This is a genomic window from Kangiella sp., assembly GCF_048265365.1.
Lineage (GTDB): Bacteria > Pseudomonadota > Gammaproteobacteria > Enterobacterales > Kangiellaceae > Kangiella.
The window spans coordinates 1,661,451-1,678,438 of the sequence record NZ_JBLXBT010000001.1 but is presented as its reverse complement, the minus strand read 5'-3'; the positions used below and the strand labels follow the sequence as shown (position 1 = coordinate 1,678,438).

Here is a 16,988-nt window from a genome sequence, read left to right as displayed (position 1 = left end):
GGTATTGTTATAAATCGGTATAATCTGAGCCACTCGCGTTGTTTCTCGTCCCTGTTAAATTTGGGTAAAAAAAAGCCTGCTCGAAAGCAGGCTTTTGATATAGTGGCGGAGCGGACGGGACTCGAACCCGCGACCCCCGGCGTGACAGGCCGGTATTCTAACCAGCTGAACTACCGCTCCGCAGTATTTGTTAAGTTTCTTGTGTCTCTTAACAGGTGTTTCGCTGGTGACCTCATCGGTCGACGGAGCGCATATTACTGTCGTTCTTAGGGTAGGTCAACAACTTTTTTATAAAAACATTTAACTTTTATGAAAACCGATTAAATGCTGTGCAAATTGATTAGATTTCAGTCGGATAGCGGGATCCAAGAGATGATTCGGTCTTCAACTTCTTCTGGCGTAAGCTTTGTTTCCGAGATGACTTTGCCTTTAATGCTGTGCCCTTTTTTATGCACCAGCTGTTTATCGCCTGAGATTAGATAATGCCAATCTGGAAGGTCTTTGCCCTCTGCTACCAGGCGATAAGCGCATGTGTCTGGCAACCAGAAGTATTCTTCAATGGTGTCAGCGGTAAGCTGGACGCAGTCTGGTACTTTTGAGGTTCGATGCTCGTAATCGGTGCAGGCTAAGCTTTTAGTGTCGAGCAATTGACAAGAAACATCAGTTTGCATCAAGAGGTCATCATCGTCATCGATAAACTGCACACAGCAGCATTTGGCGCACCCGTCGCACAGTGATTCCCACTGCTCATGCGTCATGTCTTTTAACGCTGTGGTGAGCCAAAATTTATCGGCGCTCATAGTTACTTTTTACCAGCTATAAGTTGCGCGATTTCTTCTTCACTAGGTGGCATTTGCAGAAAGTAACCCTCTTCTTCCAGCTTGGCTTTGACTTCAGCTATATCACACAACGCTAGGCTCTGGCGCTCATTCAAATCCAGATGCATTACCAATTCAGGCTCGCCCCAGACCTGGGTTAAACCTTCCGGCAAATCTTCGAACTCTGTCTGGTAAGGAACATAAAGGTAGGTATCTGGTTTCTTGGTACTTTTATAAATACTGCACATCATAATGAGATTTCTCGTAAAACTTTAGGTTGAAACACATAGTCAATAAATGGTGAGGCTGTAAACTCTAGGCTCAAAGCTTTAAATTCTAATCCGAGACTAAATAAATTCTTGCATAGCTTGCTTAAAAGGCTCAGCAAGCAAACGCTGACGCCAGCTATTCCAGAACCGATTAGGACGCCCCTTAAAGCCCAACGTCATCTTAATATAATACTCGATCAACCGCCGATTACATAAAGCCTCTGCCGGGATATTGTTCTCGCTAGCCACTTTTTCAACCTCAGCTTTTAGGGCATTAAACATGGCTTTGCTCTTGGGGATTTTATGAAAAGGCTGTAACGGCTCTGGCCACTGCTCTTTGTCGACCTGATCTGCCAGCTCAACCTGACGAATCATTTCAGCGCCATACTTACGAATACTGCCTCGATGGCAGCCCATAGAAAGCAGATCACTAATAGTCGTTTTGTCTTTCTGACAAACCTCAATCAGATGATGATCTCGAAACACAAAGGTCTTAGGTATATTGTTATCACGAGCTAATGTTTCTCGCCATTGGGCCAATTTTTGCAACCGGTTGAGCTGGAATTGATTTAAACGAAAAGCACCTTTCACTTTAAGGTAAGCTTCAGCGTAATCGTCCGCTTGAATAATGGCTGCGAAAATGCTGTTTACATCTTCAACCACACACTCAAATAAGCCTTTTTCCAACATGCTGTCGCGTAATCGATAATACACAGGCATCAAGTATTGAACGTCCTGTGCGGCATACACTTTTTGTTCCTGACTTAATGGTCGTTGCAGCCAATCGGTTTTGGTATGTTCTTTATCCAGTACAATACTTAAGAATTGCTCGACAATGTTTCCGTAACCAACACTGAGACCAATACCATCAAGTGACGCTGCAATTTGCGTATCGAAAACTTGATTAAACTCAAAACCATATTGGTGATAAAGCGCTTCCAGATCTTCACTACAACTATGCAGGGCTTTCACCACTGACGATGAAGCAAACAACTCGGTTAATGCCGATAAATCATTACAGGCTAAAGGATCAATCAGGTAAATTTCCTGGCCATCGTAAATCTGAATCAGGGCTAGTCGGTGAAAATAGGTATTGGTTCTGTCGAATTCGGTATCGACGGCTAGCTCTTTGAGAGTCAACCATGACTGACAAAGCTCTTGTAAGCGCTCAGGATCAGACACAGTCTCAACATGAACTGAGTCTTGGTGTTGCTCTAAATGGAATCGTGCCAAATTAATGCTCCTGACGCTCGTCAATGAGCGTCATGGGATAAAGAGTAAATTGCGTAATTATTTACGCAATTCTTTACGAAGGATTTTGCCCACATTGCTTTTAGGAAGTTCATCTCTGAATTCAACAGCTTTAGGGATCTTGTATCCGGTCAAATGCTCGCGAGTGTGTTTGATAATATCCTCTTCGGTTAAGGTGCTGTCCTTTTTAACCACAACCACTTTAACCACTTCGCCTTTGACCTCGTCCGGCTCACCAATCGCAGCAACCTCCAGTACACCCGGATGCAATGCCACGACATCTTCAATTTCGTTCGGATAGACATTGAAGCCAGACACCAGAATCATGTCTTTCTTGCGATCAACAATGCGCAGAAAGCCTTTGTCATCAATGGTCGCCATATCGCCCGTGGCTAACCAGCCGTCCTCTTTTAGAACCTCTGCGGTTTCTTGCGGACGATTCAGATAACCTTTCATAATCTGCGGGCCTTTAACCCAAAGTTCGCCAGGCTGACCGATTTCAACTTCGTTGCCCTCTTCGTCTCGAACTTCTACATCGGTTGATGGAATCGGCAAACCAATGGTGCCGTTATAGGATTCCAGATCGAGAGGATTCATGCTGACAACAGGCGATGTTTCGGTTAAGCCATAGCCTTCCAGTAATGGAGTTTTAGTCAGCTCTTGCCATCTTTCGGCAACTGACTTTTGCACTGCCATACCGCCGCCAACGGACAGCTTCAATTTACTGAAGTCCAACTCACGAAATGCTGGCGTGTTGAGCAAACCATTAAACAAGGTGTTCACCCCAGTTAATGCGGTAAAAGGATACTTTCTCAGGGTTTTACAGAAATCCTTCATGTCTCGCGGATTGGTAATATAAATATTATGACCACCCGCTTTAGTAAACAATAAGCAGTTAACGCATAGAGAAAAAATGTGATAAAGAGGTAAAGCAGTGATGATGCTTTCTTGGCCCTCATCAAGGAATGGCCCCATCCAGGCATGCGTTTGCAACACGTTGGCGACCATATTGCGGTGCGTTAACACTGCGCCTTTTGAAACACCGGTTGTGCCGCCCGTGTACTGCAAAAACGCCGTATCTTCAGCGCTCAACTCTACAGGTTTGACTTCTTTTGCCGCCCCTTTTGTCATGGCATCAACGAAGCTATGAGCCTGCTCGAGATTAAAACTCGGCACCATCTTTTTAATATACTTAACCACAAAGTTAACGATAAAACGTTTAGGCTGTGGACACATATCGCCCACCTGAGTGACGATGATATGCTTTAAACTGGTCTTGTCGACTACGCTCTGTAAGGTGTCGCCAAAATTGGCCAGGATGACGATAGCATTGGCTTCGCTGTCATTTAGCTGATGCTCAAGCTCACGCGGCGTATATAGAGGATTAACGTTAACCACAGCAAGACCTGCGCGAAAAGCACCGAACAGACACACAGGATATTGCAATAAATTGGGCATCATCAAAGCAAGCTTATCGCCTTTTTGCAGACCCAATTCATTTTGCAGGTAGGAAGCAAAATCTCGAGCTTTCTGGTCCAGCTCACGGTAGGTTAAGGTGATGCCCAAATTAGTGACGGCCGGTCTATCACCAAACTTTTCGACACTTTCATCGAAAATGGCCATCAGGCTGGAATACTGTTCAGGATCAATTGTTTGCTGAACTTCTTTTGGGTAATGCTTTAACCAGATTTTTTCCATGTAGCTTCCTGTTTATAGCTATGATTAATAAATTTTAGGGGCTAGAAAAGTAACCGATTGTGGTGAATAAGGCAACTTTTAACACCCTGTTCTCGTATTTTGAGCGTGCTTTTCCGTTAACGGGTTTACTTTCCATCTAACTCTGATTAAATTTTGCCCAGAACTTCAAAACAGATTCAGCTACCGGCTCAGGATACTGCATATGTAAATGATGGCCGCCTTCAAGGTCGATCCATTCAGACTGTGGCAGATAGGACAGCCTTTTCTCGATTGCTGGCTTCTCCTGTAACATCCCCTGCTTACCACGAATAAACAATACTTCAGCAGCCACATTATTCATTAAAGCTTCGAGCTGTGGTTCAGTCATACGTATCCATGAAGCATTCTTGAGGCGTGCGTCACTAGACCACTGATAGCCACGGTCACACAAGGTCACACCACGTTCAATTAAAGGTAACAAAGTCTCTGCACTTAGTTCGCTCACTTGTGCCCGCGCATTCGCCGCTTCTTCAATCGAGTTGAAATAGCGTTTCTGGCTGCGTTTAGCTTTACGCTGATCAATAGCTTGCGCCAACTGTTCAATGGTTTGCTCAGGTGTGGATATAAAAGGCCCTAACGCATCGATGGAAACCAGACTTTTAACACGGCTGGGCACAGCTCCGGCGTAAATCATGGCTAAAGCAGCGCCCATAGAGTGTCCTAATATATGGCATTGGTCGATATGCAGGACATCCAACGCACCATCAATAATCGAAATACCCGAAACAAACTGATAGTCAGCATCTTCCGACAAATGCTCAGACTGACCATGCCCGGGAAACTCTATGGCAATCAGACGGTATTTATCAGCCAACAAAGGAGCAAGATAGTGAAATGTAGCCGCGTTATCGAGCCAACCATGCAAGCAGAGAATGGGTTCGGCTTTGGGATCGCCCCACTCTAAGACAGCAACTTTATTATGGTGTATTTGGAAGTGGTATTCCTGGTCAAATTTGACGTGCATAGTCTTATGTCTCAATCATTTGTTTCAATCAATATAACTATTGAAGAATAACATAGCGCATAAAAAAAGGGCCATTTACATGGCCCATATGAGGAAATAATTACTCATTAAAAGAGAAGTGACAATGACAACCAGAAAACAATTCAGCAATTTCGCATTAAGCTGGGATTGCTTCATTGCTTTCCGTATATATTTTGAACAGTTGTCATGCATAAAGTTCCAATTAAGCAGCTTTTTTTCATGCATTCTCTCTAAAATAAAGCCACTAATTTATGAAACAAGAAGTTACATTGCTCTATTAACAAGTTGCTTTAAATTATCCTGGGTGGTAAAGCGCCCTTTTTCGTCTTTGGTGACCGTACCAAGGCAGGTTTCTGGGTCATGAGTAAAGTACAGATGGCCATTTTCTTCAATCAAACGGTCTAACAAGAGCTTCTTTTCCTCAATCAAATTCTCCGGGAAACGGTCATAACCCATTGTAATTGGCAGATGAACCCATGGCACTCCAGGGATTAAGTCAGCCGCAAATACAACTGGCCCCTGCTCTGTTGTGATTTCAGTCAGCAGCATCCCGGGGGTATGGCCATTCGATAAAAAGAATCGATAATCATCGCCCAGCAAATCACTGCGCTCTCCTTCAATCAGATGCAGACGACCAGTTTGCTCAATTAAGTCGGTAAGACCTGGGATAAAAGAAGCTTTATCACGTGGGTGTGGATTATTAGCTCGCTGCCAGGCTTCTTTGCCAATAATAAATTCAGCATTCGGAAACAACAGTTCGGGCTCTTTGCCTTCCTGCCATTTGCTGAGTAAGCCGCCGGCATGATCAAAGTGCAAGTGAGACAGCACTAGTATGTCGATATCCTCATGACTAACACCGGCAGCTTCGAGTGATTGCAACAGCACATGCTCATCTTCCTGTACCCCATAGCGATCTTTAAACTTAGGCTCAAAGAACGCTCCGATGCCAGTTTCAAATAAAATGTTTTTGCCGCCGTCTTTAACCAATAAAGCACGACACACCAGGTCAATTCGATTCTGCTCATCCACCTCAACCCAGCGTTGCCATAAAGCTTTCGGGGCATTGCCAAACATGGCACCACCATCCAGTTTCTGTGAGTTTCCAAGTATCGAGTAAAACTGTTTTGTCATTTTATAACCTTTTTGTTTGATCTACGGTTTCGCCTTTATAGTGGATTTCCTCCACACGAAAAGCAAACCGATCATGAGTCTTGCTAAAATCAGCGCCATCCAGGTTGATGGCAACCGGAATATGAGTGCTGGTTACCTGAGTCAGGTTCCAGGTCGGGTCAACCGCAATCCAGTGCCCATCAACCAGTACTTCAACCCAGACATGACCACCAAAGCGTTTTTCATGGTCTCCTAAATACACCAGCCCATTAACTTCTCTTGCCGGAATTTGGGCTGCCGATAACATCTCAATCAACAGTTGAGCATACTCAGTACAATCACCAATTTTGTTATCCAGAATATCATCAATATTAAAAGCCGCCGGTACCGGTTGATAATTCAGGTAGTCGTACACATAGCTCACCAAAGTCTCTACTTTCTGCCAATCATTATGCGACTCTGTAACAGCCTCCAATGCCAACTCTCGTGCAATCGGATTGAGTCGCTCAGTGCCAACCTTAGCGAAGGAACTGATATCCTCATTGGAAGCCTTATATCGGCTACCAAGTTTCAATTGAATAGTTTCCCGCCCATCATTAACGATAACCGCAGGATGATGCTCAAACCAGTCAAGGCGACCGTTCTGCAAGCCCAATGTGAGCGATTGAATATGATTGGCGGCGCCAAGCGGCTTATCAACTGCGACACCGCTATTCAGATAGAGATCACTTTGCATTTCAGGGCTCAGAGTCACTTGTCGGCTACTGGCGACGTATTCCATGCCGTTTGTGAACGCATGCAACTTCGGTTGCCCTTCTTTAGACAGCCTGTGCCAGCTTATTTCATTATTAGGATGCTGTTGTTGCAAAGCGATATAGGGTCGATTGGGCTTAGGCTTAAGTACTTGATAATGGCTCGTTTCGACTTCAAAGCTGCGTGTATTTAAGTTTTTGACAACAAAAGTCTCTATTGGCGGCGATACCGAACGCTCAATCAGATTCGACAGCATAAAGTAATCGCTCAAGTGATAATCTACTGTTGGCAAGGTTTTATGATAGCTCTTGCCATTACGCTTTTCAGTAACGGTAAGCGCTTGATCATTACTAAAAGATGTTTCCACGCGTAACTGGGGTTCTTCTGAGTATAGTTTGCCGCCTAGCAGTTCATAGGGAGTCTGGTTAGAAAAGTATAATTCTCGAACGTAACGAAATTGAAAGCGGCGACCTTGAACCCGTCCTTCCATAAAGTCATTCTCTATAACCGTAAACTGATCGTCTTGCTCAACAAGCTCAACACTCGCTCGGCCTACAGCCTGATTATGCCAATTGATTTGATACCATTGCTTGAAAGGTTCGATGGTCGCTAGATCCCATCGATATTTGGCAGGAGATTCTCGCAGTCCCAGCCACAACAAGGCCGCAACTGCGAGTATTAATACACAGAATTGGAAGAACCGATGTTTAAATAGCGTCGTTAGCCTCGTCATGTTTGGCTATTTTAAAGTTGAGCATGCCATAAATAAAGGAAACAATTGGGTTAACAAGGTTAAAGAAGCAATAAACCCAATAAGCACCGGTTGCGACCCCTAGAGTTGCCGCCATATAAGCACCGCAGGTATTCCACGGAATCAGCGGAGAAGTGATGGTTCCGGCGTCTTCCAAGGTTCTCGACAGATTCTTGGCATCCAGTCCGCGCCGTTTAAATTCAGCACGATACATACGACCTGGCAAGACAATGGCAATATATTGATCAGCAGCGATAACATTCATGCCAATGCAGGTCAGTAGAACAGAACCAATTAATGACCCCGTCGATTTTGCCATGCCAATAATGGAGTACACCAGCTTATGTAGCAGGCCTGTTTTCTCCATCGCCGCGCCAAAACTCATTGCACAGATAATCAGCCAAACGGTATTAAGCATACTGGTCATACCGCCACGGCTTAATAAACCATCAAAGATCTGATCACCGGTGCTAATTGAAAAGCCGCTAAACATTGCAGTCCAAACTGCTGACACATATTGCATGGCAACTGATAAATCGCTGTTATTAACAAACTTGGTGATAACATCACCTTGAGTAAGCATGGCAAACAAGCCACCCAACAAAGCACCAATTAAAATCGTTGCTACAGCAGGCACTTTTTTGATCGCCATGGCAAATACAGCTACTAAAGGAATCAGTGACCAAAGCGTGATATTAAAATTGGCATCAAGTAATGCCAGCGTTGACTCAAGCTCTAAATTTTCTGCGGGAACGTCGCTGGTTAAACCGAAGTATGTAAACAGTATTAATGCAATAATTAATGAAGGCGCCGTGGTCCAAACCATGTGGCGGATATGAGTAAATAAATCGGTACCAGTTACTGCAGGAGCCAGGTTGGTTGTGTCTGACAGAGGTGACATTTTATCACCAAAGTAGGCACCGGAAATAATGGCACCAGCGGTAATTGCCGGATCTAAACCAAGACCTTGTGAAATACCAATCAAGCCAATACCGACAGTGCCAGCAGTAGTCCAGGAGCTACCAATACTGACTGCAACAATGGCGCATATAATGCAGCTTGCCACATAAAAATAATCTGGGGACAAAATCTGCAATCCATAATAAATCATGGTTGGTACTGTACCGGCCAGTATCCAGGTGCCAATTAAGGAGCCTACCATCAATAAGATCAGCATGGCTCCCATCGCCAAGCTGATGCCATCAACAATACCAGCTTCCAGTTCTTTCCAGGTTTGACCGTTAAATAAGCCTATTAGCACAGCAATCGCGGCACTTAAAATCAGGGCAATCTGATTGGCTCCATAAGAAGAGTCACTACCAAATAATTTTACCGAGAAAAAAAGCAGTACAATTAAAAAAACTACAGGCGTTAAGGCCTGTAGCATACTCGGCTGTCTATCCGATGAATCAACCATGTTTTTTCCTACTTAAAAGTTTATAGAGTTATTTTCTGTAACCAGTATTTTTATCTGTATCTAAAGCTTTGTAGCGATCGCGCAACCTGGTTGATCGACTTTCCATATCGGTAGCCTTGCCATCAATCCATACCTGTTCTGCTAAAGTAGTCACTTCAAGTGGATCACCACTCCAAAGCACTAACTCAGCTTTAAAACCTTCTGCAATCTTGCCGTAAGTATCGTCGCCACCAAAGTATTCAGCTGGCGTTGACATCATGGCCGCTAAAGCTTTGTCATAGTCCATTCCATAAGCCACTGCGTTACCCGCAGAGTGACGCACTGTGTGTGCGTTATGGCTATCAAGGAAACCCTGGCCAAGGAACATCACCTTCACACCGGCTTTAGATAAGATGGTTGCATTATCATAACGCTTGCCAAGCGATTCAAAACTGCTTGGCAGATTATCCATCGGGTCAATAAATACCGCCGCGCCAGCTTCAGCTAATTGCTTTGCTACACGCCATGCTTCGGCAGCTCCAACAAAAGCAATCTTGATATCCTGTGCCTTCGCAAAATCAAGCAAGGTTAATAAATCGCTTTCTCTATTAGCTGAAATAACTAAAGGAATTTCTTTATCAATGATCGCCTCTAAAGCACGAAGATCATCAATGCTGTAATGAAGTTCTCGGAACTCACCCAGCTCAATAGCCGAACGATTATTTTTATAAATTCGCGCTTCAGTGAGAGCTTGATTCAGCTGATGCAGAGTACTGGCTCGAGAACCACCAGACATATCCGCCGCTCTCTCACCAAACGCAGCAAAAATGGCGACATCCTTAGCAATTAACGCGTTATAGTCACCATCTAAAGACATAATAGCGCCACGTCCTGCAAAAATATAATAGCCAAGGCTCGGAGCAATCAATGTTCTGGTGACGCCATTCGAGCGGTTAACAGGAATTAAAGTTGAGTTGTGGTTGAAGACTTGGTCCACTCTGAAAGAGGCACCCTGTTCTTCGTTCTCGGTTGCCATATCTGCAGTTTGGTCAAGCGACCCTAACTCCACTAAACCAATCTGGTTAATTAAAGCAAAGATCCCCGGTGTAACAACCTTCCCCTTTGCATCAATAACCTTGTCAGCATCTACTGATAGCTCAGCCGCAACTGATTTAATAACACCATCTTCAATTAATACATCACCGGTTTCTAAAACGCCCTGTGGTGACATGGTGTGAATCTTAGCGCCTTTTATTAAAGTTGTTTCTGCACTTGAAACAGAAGCCATCAGGCTAATCACACTCAAAGTGGCGACTATCGGCTTTATTAATGTTTTAGCTAATAATAAACTCATTGTGTGCCTCCTTCTTGTGCTTTAACTTCAAAGTCGTACTGGCCCAACTGGAAATCACTAACCGGCTGATACTTTTCATCGTGACGATCATACATCAGAGCTCCATCAATGAAGACTTTTTCAGCTTTTGTATAAACACTGAATGGATTTCCACCCCAAAGTACGATATCGGCCATTTTGCCAGCTTCAAGACTACCGGTTAGTTCGCCAATACCCATTGATTTGGCAGGATTGATAGTAATCCACTCTATCGCTTTTTCAGGAGTGATATTCATACCCATGGCGTTGCCTGAAGCCATCGACTTGGCAGCGTCTTTATTTAAATGCTGAATACCTGTTGGCGAGTCAGAATGCACAATCGCACAAGCGCCCGCTTTTTCAACTAAAGCAACGTTTTCAGGAACCATATCAAAGGCTTCCTGTTTAAAGCCCCACCAATCTGACCATAAGGCTGAACACACATTGTTCTCTGCTAATTTGTCAGCGATTTTGTAAGACTCTACCGCGTGGTGGAACGTTGAAATCTGGAAATCAAACTCTTCAGCAATCTCCATCATTAACGCCATTTCATCAGCACGATAACAATGGTTATGAATAAGAATTTCGCCCTTTAAAACACCAGCAAGAGTTTCCATTTGTAAGTCACGCTTAGGTGGCTTGCCATTGCCCTCACCATCTTCATAATCTTCCCACTGCTTTTTGTAATCAGCAGCTTTTATCCAGGCGGCTCGGAAACCAGCAATGTTTGCCATTCGAGTCATAGGCGAACGACCTTGGTTACCATAAACACGCTTTGGATTTTCTCCACAAGCCATTTTCAGACCATGAGGTGCACCAGGAAACTTCATCTCCATCACCGAGCGTGCAGGGATATTTTTCAATGTTACGGTGCGACCACCAATCAAGTTGGCAGAGCCCGGTAGAATTTGCATGCTGGTAACGCCGCCAGCCAATGCTAATTCAAACTGTGGATCGTGCGGCCAAACTGAATGCTCTGCCCAAACTTCGGCAGTGACCGGCGCGGTCATTTCGTTACCATCTGCAGCAGATTCAACACCTGGTGATGGATAAACGCCTAGATGGGAATGCACATCAATAAGTCCAGGAGTTACCCACTTCCCTTTAGCATCAATCACTTCAAGATTATCATCAGTCGGTGCTTCAATATCAGTTCCTACAGCGACGATTGTGCCATCTTTAAACAACACAGAACCATTCTCAATTCTGTCTCCCGCTGCAGTGAGTACAGTTGCGTTTTTGATTAGAACTGGGTGATAACTTTTAACTTCATAAGTGGATTTAAATGCAGTATTAGGCTCTTCTGATTGTGTTTTTTCATCTTGCTTTTCTGCGCAAGCAGACAAAAAAGCAGCGCTGATAAGCGCTGCCAGAGTGAGCCGGGTTTTTGCAGGAAATTTAATCATTATGCTCTCCCGAAATTTAAAATTAACCAATAAGTACGATGCCAAAGAAGCGGTCTAAAATGGTTACAACAGTAATAAGACCTAAAATAACTGGGCAGAAGAATGTGATCGCAAAATCAATATATTTTGCCACCCACTGCGAGCCACCTTCACGGCCAATAGCAATTTCGGCATTTAAATTATGCTTCTTCCAGACATAAGCGACAAAGAAAGAAATCAGTGCTCCACCCAATGGTAAGAATGTATCGCTAGCAATTGCCTCAACAAAGTCCATAAAGGTTACGTATTGCCACTCAGCATTTTTGTTCATCTGTACGAACTGAGTGAGGCTATCCACTGAGCCATTACCTAATAACGATGGAATGCCGATAATGAAAATAAGTGCCGCCATTCCCCACACTGCTACCGGGCGCTTAATCTTCTTTTCGTCCACAAGGTAAGAGACTGGAACTTCAAGCAATGAAACGGTAGAGGTTAATGCGGCAAAACATAACAATAGGAAAAATAATGCCCCGACCACAACCCCAAGGTTTGGTCCAAAGCTTTCAAATACGCCGGGCAAAGTTGCAAAAATCAAACCAGCCCCACCATCAACGCCTTCCATCGTACCCTGAGTTAAATAGGCTACAAACGGGAAGATCATCAAACCGGCAAGGAATGCAATAGAAACATCGGTTAGAGTAATTAAAGCAGCTGACTTAACGATATCTTGCTTCTTGGACACATAACTACCGTAAGTAATCAAAGCACCCATACCCAAAGAAAGCGAGAAGAAAGCCTGGCCTAATGCTGAATAGACCACTTCACCGGTAATCTCGGAAAAGTCAGGAACCAGATAATATTTGATACCTACAGAAGCACCATCTAGAGTCATTGCATAAATGATTAAACCGATGATCATCAAGAAAAGGGTCGGCATTAATATAGTGGCAGCACGCTCGATACCGTCATGGATACCTCGAGACACGATGAAAGCAGTTATCGCCATGAAGACTAGCCCGTAAAGGCCGATTTTCTGCCAATCGGTAATAAAGGTGCCGAATTCTTCGCCAATGCCAAAGTTTCCTTGAATCATTTCGAGGAAATAGCCAAAAGCCCAACCAGCAACAACGTTATAGAAGGATAGAATTAAAACTCCAGCCAAAACGCCCATGAAACCAATAACGGCCCAGTTTTTATGGCCCAGCTTTTTAAAAGCACCCACCGGGTTGAGATTAGTTTTACGACCGATGGCAATTTCAGAGACCATAACAGGGAAGCAAAGCAAGAAACAGAAAGCAAGATAGATCACCACGAACGCGGCGCCGCCTCCCTCTCCTACTTCAAATGGAAACTTCCAAATATTACCAAGACCTACTGCCGAACCAGCAGCTGCGAGAATAAAGCCTATGCGAGTATTAAAATGACCGCGATCTGTTGCCATGTGATTTACCGAATTATATGTATGTTATTTATAGTGGAATTTGCCCCAGCCGCTAATAACATCATAATTATTCTTATCACTCAAGCGGATCGAATAATATAATTACAATTTTTTTAATGGTTCTCATTAGCTGAACAAATAGTAATCAGCCCACAAGCAAGTTGTTAATTTTATTGACACATAAAGCTAATACATAAAAAGGGGCTTATAGCCCCAGTTCATTCTCAATACTTCTTTTTAAGCCATAAGCCCTTGGCAATAAACGATTAAAATAGAATTCCATTAATTCTGTCTTATCATTTTTGCCTGTTTCCGCCATTTTCAACCATAAATAAGCGTATAGGCTTAACGCCGTATAGTGCAGATAATCACAGGCGATATATTGCTGTTTGTCCTGATCCGATGAAAACTGCTCCACGATCTTAGTGGACAAACTTTCCAGTTCATCGAGTTGCGTGCTCAGAGTTGCTTTATGGGGCGTGTCCGCAAAGTTCTTCATATCGGCACGCATATCGGTTAATAATTCAGACAAAAACATACCTTTGTTCGCGACAATCTTGCGACCAATAAGATCCAGCGCCTGAATACCATTAGTGCCTTCATAAATCTGTGCAATACGTGCATCACGTACATGTTGCTCCATGCCCCACTCACGTACATAACCATGTCCGCCAAATACCTGCTGGCCGATAGTACAAACCTCATAGCCAATATCGGTGAAGAAAGCTTTTGCTATCGGTGTTAATAAAGCCGCCATGTTCTGTGCTTTGCTAACAACGGTTTTGTCTTCAGAGTGGAATGATTCATCCAGCCATGCGCCAAGCCAGACAGCAAGCGCTCTTCCTGCCTGAGTGTACGCCTGCATCGTTTTTAGCATACGCTGAACATCACCATGCCTGATAATCGGTGCAGTTCCTTCAACGCCTTCGGCTCTACCCTGCAACCGATCATTGGCGTAATCAAAAGCTTGCTGGTAAGACATTTCACCGAGGCCAATACCCTGCAGTCCAATGGATAAGCGTTCCAAATTCATCATGGTAAACATGCAGCGCAAACCTTGGTGCGGGCCACCAATAATAAACCCAGTAGCCTCATCCATATTTATAACGCAGGTCGAAGAAGCCTTAATACCCATCTTGTGCTCAATCGAGCCACAGTGAATCCCATTACGCTCACCGAGCGAACCGTCATCATTGACCATAAATTTAGGTACTAAAAATAGACTGATGCCTTTAGGGCCAGCAGGGGCATCGGGCAGACGCGCCAATACCAGATGAATGATATTGTCGGTCATATCATGCTCACCGCCAGTAATGAATATCTTAGAGCCGCTCAGCTTATAGGTGCCGTTAACTTGTGGCTCAGCCTTAGTTTTTAGAATTCCCAGATCCGAGCCAGCATGCGCTTCAGTTAAGCACATTGAACCTGACCATTCGCCGCTGATCAGTTTGGGTAAATATTGGACTTTAATATCGTCATCAGCATGAGCCTGCAACAAATGGTAGGCTCCTGCGGTAAGACTGCCGTAAAGGCAAAAAGAACTGTTGGCTGAATAGAACATCTCTTCAACCAGAACATGCAATGCTTTAGGTAGGCCCTGACCTCCATACTGAGGGTTTGCGGTTAATGATTGCCAGCCACCTTCAACATATGCCTGATAAGCTTCCTTGAAACCTTTTGGGGTAGTCACAACACCATCATCAAATTGGCAACCTTCTTCATCGCCTGAGCGATTGATCGGTTGCAACACACCTGTTGCAAACTTGCCCGCCTCTTCAAGAATGGCGTTATACAGCTCTGCATCGAACTCAGAAAAGTCAGCAATACCTTTGAGTCGATTTTCGAGATCAAAAACGTCTTTAATTAAAAACATCATGTCGTCAACGGGTGCTTGGTATTGCATTGTTTCTCCTAGGTTGTCTGTGTCGATTTATTACAGGCATAAAAAAACTCTGGTGACCACAAGCTTAGCGCCGTGGTCAGACCAGAGTCAGTATAGAAAAAACCTAAAGAGTTTGTCTAGCCCTAATCAGCTTGATCTTGTTTAAAGTTTTTCCAGTAATCCTTAACGGTATTCTTCATGTCTTTATGCAACAAAGTAATACCGATGAGGTTGGGTATCGTCATCAGAGCCACCGTGACATAAGCCAATGTCCATACAACCGTCGAGTCAACGATAGCCCCCAGGAAGAATAAGGCGACAAATGCAACTCTATACGGCATCACCGCTTTAGGACCAAATAAGTAAATCGATGCCCTGTCACCATAGTATGACCATGCAATGGCCGTAGTGAACGCGAACAGCAATAAACCAAGCGACACAATGTATTTACCACTTTCGCCCATGTAGCCCTTAGTGAAAGCTAAAGCTGTAAGGTTAGCAGAGTGGATTAAGGACTTACCCTGAACAGTAATAGAAGTATCTTCGAGTCTACCCTCTGAAACAGGAATCTCGCCCGTCAACGGGTTACCTTCACTATCCAGATAGGTGACTTCTTCAGCAATTGAACGTGCGTTAAGCAGGGTGAAACCATCCGAAATCACTTTACCCTCTTGCAATGAGATTGTTCCGGTAAACGGTTTGATTTCTGATGGTACTGAACGCTTTTCATCAAGATGGATCATGAGCTTTTTGACATGCTCGTCATTGGCATCAGTATAATCACCAACCACAAACTCCATATCGGAGCGATCAAACTTGTTGAAGTGCTTTTCTGACCAAACGCCTGAAGACAGAATTACCAGGCCAGTCAAGGTACAGATAATAATAGTATCAATGAAAGGCTCTAGCAGTGACACCATACCTTCAGAAGCAGGCTCTTTACCTTTGGCTGCCGAGTGCGCAATTGCGGCAGAACCCTGACCGGCTTCGTTAGAGAATAAGCCACGGTTAACGCCCCGATCCATTGCGTAAGCAAAGCTTGCACCAAGGAAACCACCTACTGCCGATGAACCGGAGAAAATGCTACCGAAGATCGCCTGGAATGAAGGAAGAATATTTTGGTAGTTATATGCAATAACCAGTAAAGCACCAAGTACATAGATAACCGCCATAAACGGTACAACCTTCTCCGCCACTTTAGCGATACGCTTGATACCACCAATAATGACTAAGGCTAATAAGACCGCAAGAACCCCGCCTGTTACCCACTTTTCAATATGAAAAGTAGAATTCATCACTTCGGCGATGTTATTGATTTGCGGCATATTACCGCTACCAATTGAACTGATAATGGTAGCCATCGCAAAAAGCACTGCCAGCCATTTCATGTTCAATTTCTTTTCCATGAAATACATCGGGCCGCCAGCCATGGTGCCATCTTCTGTTTTTTCGCGATATTTATGAGACAGTGTGACTTCAACGAACTTCGTTGTCATACCAAAAAATGCTGTTACCCACATCCAGAAAAGAGCTGCCGGACCACCAATAAAGATTGCCAAAGCCACGCCACCGATATTACCGGTACCAACTGTACCTGATAAGGCTGTGGTTAATGCCTGGAAGTGGGAAGTATCGCCAGGGGAATCTTTTTTAGCGTATTGGCCGCGGACAATTCGAGTTGCCTGGCCAAAATAGCGAATCTGTGGAAAACCTAGATATAGGGTGAAGAAAACACCTACCCCTATTAATAAATAAGGAAAATATCCTGCTGAGCCCAAATAACCATCAATAAATATGAGCGCATCATTAATCGTCTCGACAATCTCCAAAATCGA

13 protein-coding genes and 1 tRNA gene are annotated in these 16,988 nt (G+C 44.1%); all 14 read right to left on the bottom strand.

All coding sequences use genetic code 11. The features are described 5' to 3' along the window. Nucleotides 1-103: 103 nt before the first annotated feature. Nucleotides 104-180: transfer RNA gene (locus tag ACN0VI_RS07800), tRNA-Asp, on the bottom strand. A gap of 167 nt (nucleotides 181-347) precedes the next feature. After that, nucleotides 348-800 (bottom strand): YcgN family cysteine cluster protein, encoded by a 453-nt coding sequence (locus ACN0VI_RS07795; protein ID WP_417446344.1) that lies wholly within the window; start codon nucleotides 798-800, stop codon nucleotides 348-350. A gap of 2 nt (nucleotides 801-802) precedes the next feature. Continuing rightward, nucleotides 803-1,069 carry a YcgL domain-containing protein gene (locus ACN0VI_RS07790; protein ID WP_417446343.1) on the bottom strand — a complete coding sequence of 89 codons (267 nt, stop codon included), beginning with the start codon at nucleotides 1,067-1,069 and terminating at the stop codon, nucleotides 803-805. A 96-nt stretch (nucleotides 1,070-1,165) separates the two neighbouring features. Further along, nucleotides 1,166-2,320 (bottom strand): ribonuclease D, encoded by a 1,155-nt coding sequence (locus tag ACN0VI_RS07785; protein WP_417446342.1) that lies wholly within the window; start codon nucleotides 2,318-2,320, stop codon nucleotides 1,166-1,168. Nucleotides 2,321-2,377: 57 nt separating this feature from the next. Further along, nucleotides 2,378-4,036: a long-chain-fatty-acid--CoA ligase FadD gene (fadD, locus tag ACN0VI_RS07780; protein WP_417446341.1), complete on the bottom strand. Its 1,659-nt coding sequence runs from the start codon at nucleotides 4,034-4,036 to the stop codon at nucleotides 2,378-2,380. A gap of 136 nt (nucleotides 4,037-4,172) precedes the next feature. Continuing rightward, nucleotides 4,173-5,039: an alpha/beta hydrolase gene (locus tag ACN0VI_RS07775; RefSeq protein ID WP_331890450.1), complete on the bottom strand. Its 867-nt coding sequence runs from the start codon at nucleotides 5,037-5,039 to the stop codon at nucleotides 4,173-4,175. 285 nt (nucleotides 5,040-5,324) lie between these two features. Then, nucleotides 5,325-6,191 (bottom strand): MBL fold metallo-hydrolase, encoded by an 867-nt coding sequence (locus ACN0VI_RS07770; protein ID WP_417446340.1) that lies wholly within the window; start codon nucleotides 6,189-6,191, stop codon nucleotides 5,325-5,327. Between the two features lies 1 nt (nucleotide 6,192). Then, a complete protein-coding gene (locus ACN0VI_RS07765; RefSeq protein WP_417446339.1) occupies nucleotides 6,193-7,656 on the bottom strand; it encodes a transglutaminase-like domain-containing protein in 1,464 nt (487 codons plus the stop codon). Beyond that, complete coding sequence (gene nhaC, locus ACN0VI_RS07760) at nucleotides 7,631-9,091, bottom strand: Na+/H+ antiporter NhaC (RefSeq protein WP_331890444.1); 1,461 nt, start codon at nucleotides 9,089-9,091, stop codon at nucleotides 7,631-7,633. The genes ACN0VI_RS07765 and nhaC overlap by 26 nt, the downstream gene beginning before the upstream one ends. 28 nt (nucleotides 9,092-9,119) lie before the next feature. Continuing rightward, the gene (locus ACN0VI_RS07755) at nucleotides 9,120-10,424 is read right to left on the bottom strand and encodes an amidohydrolase family protein (RefSeq protein WP_417446338.1); all 1,305 of its coding nucleotides are present in this window, start codon (nucleotides 10,422-10,424) and stop codon (nucleotides 9,120-9,122) included. Next, the gene (locus tag ACN0VI_RS07750) at nucleotides 10,421-11,848 is read right to left on the bottom strand and encodes an amidohydrolase (protein ID WP_417446337.1); all 1,428 of its coding nucleotides are present in this window, start codon (nucleotides 11,846-11,848) and stop codon (nucleotides 10,421-10,423) included. Before ACN0VI_RS07750 ends, ACN0VI_RS07755 begins: the two co-directional genes overlap by 4 nt. Before the next feature lie 22 nt (nucleotides 11,849-11,870). Next, complete coding sequence (locus ACN0VI_RS07745; RefSeq protein WP_417446336.1) at nucleotides 11,871-13,271, bottom strand: sodium-dependent transporter; 1,401 nt, start codon at nucleotides 13,269-13,271, stop codon at nucleotides 11,871-11,873. Nucleotides 13,272-13,476: 205 nt separating this feature from the next. After that, entirely contained in the window at nucleotides 13,477-15,174 is a 1,698-nt protein-coding gene (locus tag ACN0VI_RS07740; protein ID WP_417446335.1) for an acyl-CoA dehydrogenase family protein, read from the bottom strand. Nucleotides 15,175-15,296: 122 nt separating this feature from the next. Then, a complete protein-coding gene (locus tag ACN0VI_RS07735) occupies nucleotides 15,297-16,982 on the bottom strand; it encodes an alanine/glycine:cation symporter family protein (RefSeq protein WP_417446334.1) in 1,686 nt (561 codons plus the stop codon). Between the last annotated feature and the right edge of the window lie 6 nt (nucleotides 16,983-16,988).

Excerpts from the sequence above, each read along its gene's own strand:
- nhaC (WP_331890444.1), bottom strand. The coding sequence starts at position 9,091 with ATGGTTGATTCATCGGATAGACAGCCGAGTATGCTACAGGCCTTAACG.
- ACN0VI_RS07750 (WP_417446337.1), bottom strand. The coding sequence starts at position 11,848 with ATGATTAAATTTCCTGCAAAAACCCGGCTCACTCTGGCAGCGCTTATC.
- ACN0VI_RS07775 (WP_331890450.1), bottom strand. The coding sequence starts at position 5,039 with ATGCACGTCAAATTTGACCAGGAATACCACTTCCAAATACACCATAAT.
- ACN0VI_RS07765 (WP_417446339.1), bottom strand. The coding sequence starts at position 7,656 with ATGACGAGGCTAACGACGCTATTTAAACATCGGTTCTTCCAATTCTGT.
- ACN0VI_RS07745 (WP_417446336.1), bottom strand. The coding sequence starts at position 13,271 with ATGGCAACAGATCGCGGTCATTTTAATACTCGCATAGGCTTTATTCTC.
- ACN0VI_RS07790 (WP_417446343.1), bottom strand. The coding sequence starts at position 1,069 with ATGATGTGCAGTATTTATAAAAGTACCAAGAAACCAGATACCTACCTT.
- fadD (WP_417446341.1), bottom strand. The coding sequence starts at position 4,036 with ATGGAAAAAATCTGGTTAAAGCATTACCCAAAAGAAGTTCAGCAAACA.
- ACN0VI_RS07740 (WP_417446335.1), bottom strand. The coding sequence starts at position 15,174 with ATGCAATACCAAGCACCCGTTGACGACATGATGTTTTTAATTAAAGAC.
- ACN0VI_RS07770 (WP_417446340.1), bottom strand. The coding sequence starts at position 6,191 with ATGACAAAACAGTTTTACTCGATACTTGGAAACTCACAGAAACTGGAT.
- ACN0VI_RS07755 (WP_417446338.1), bottom strand. The coding sequence starts at position 10,424 with ATGAGTTTATTATTAGCTAAAACATTAATAAAGCCGATAGTCGCCACT.
- ACN0VI_RS07795 (WP_417446344.1), bottom strand. The coding sequence starts at position 800 with ATGAGCGCCGATAAATTTTGGCTCACCACAGCGTTAAAAGACATGACG.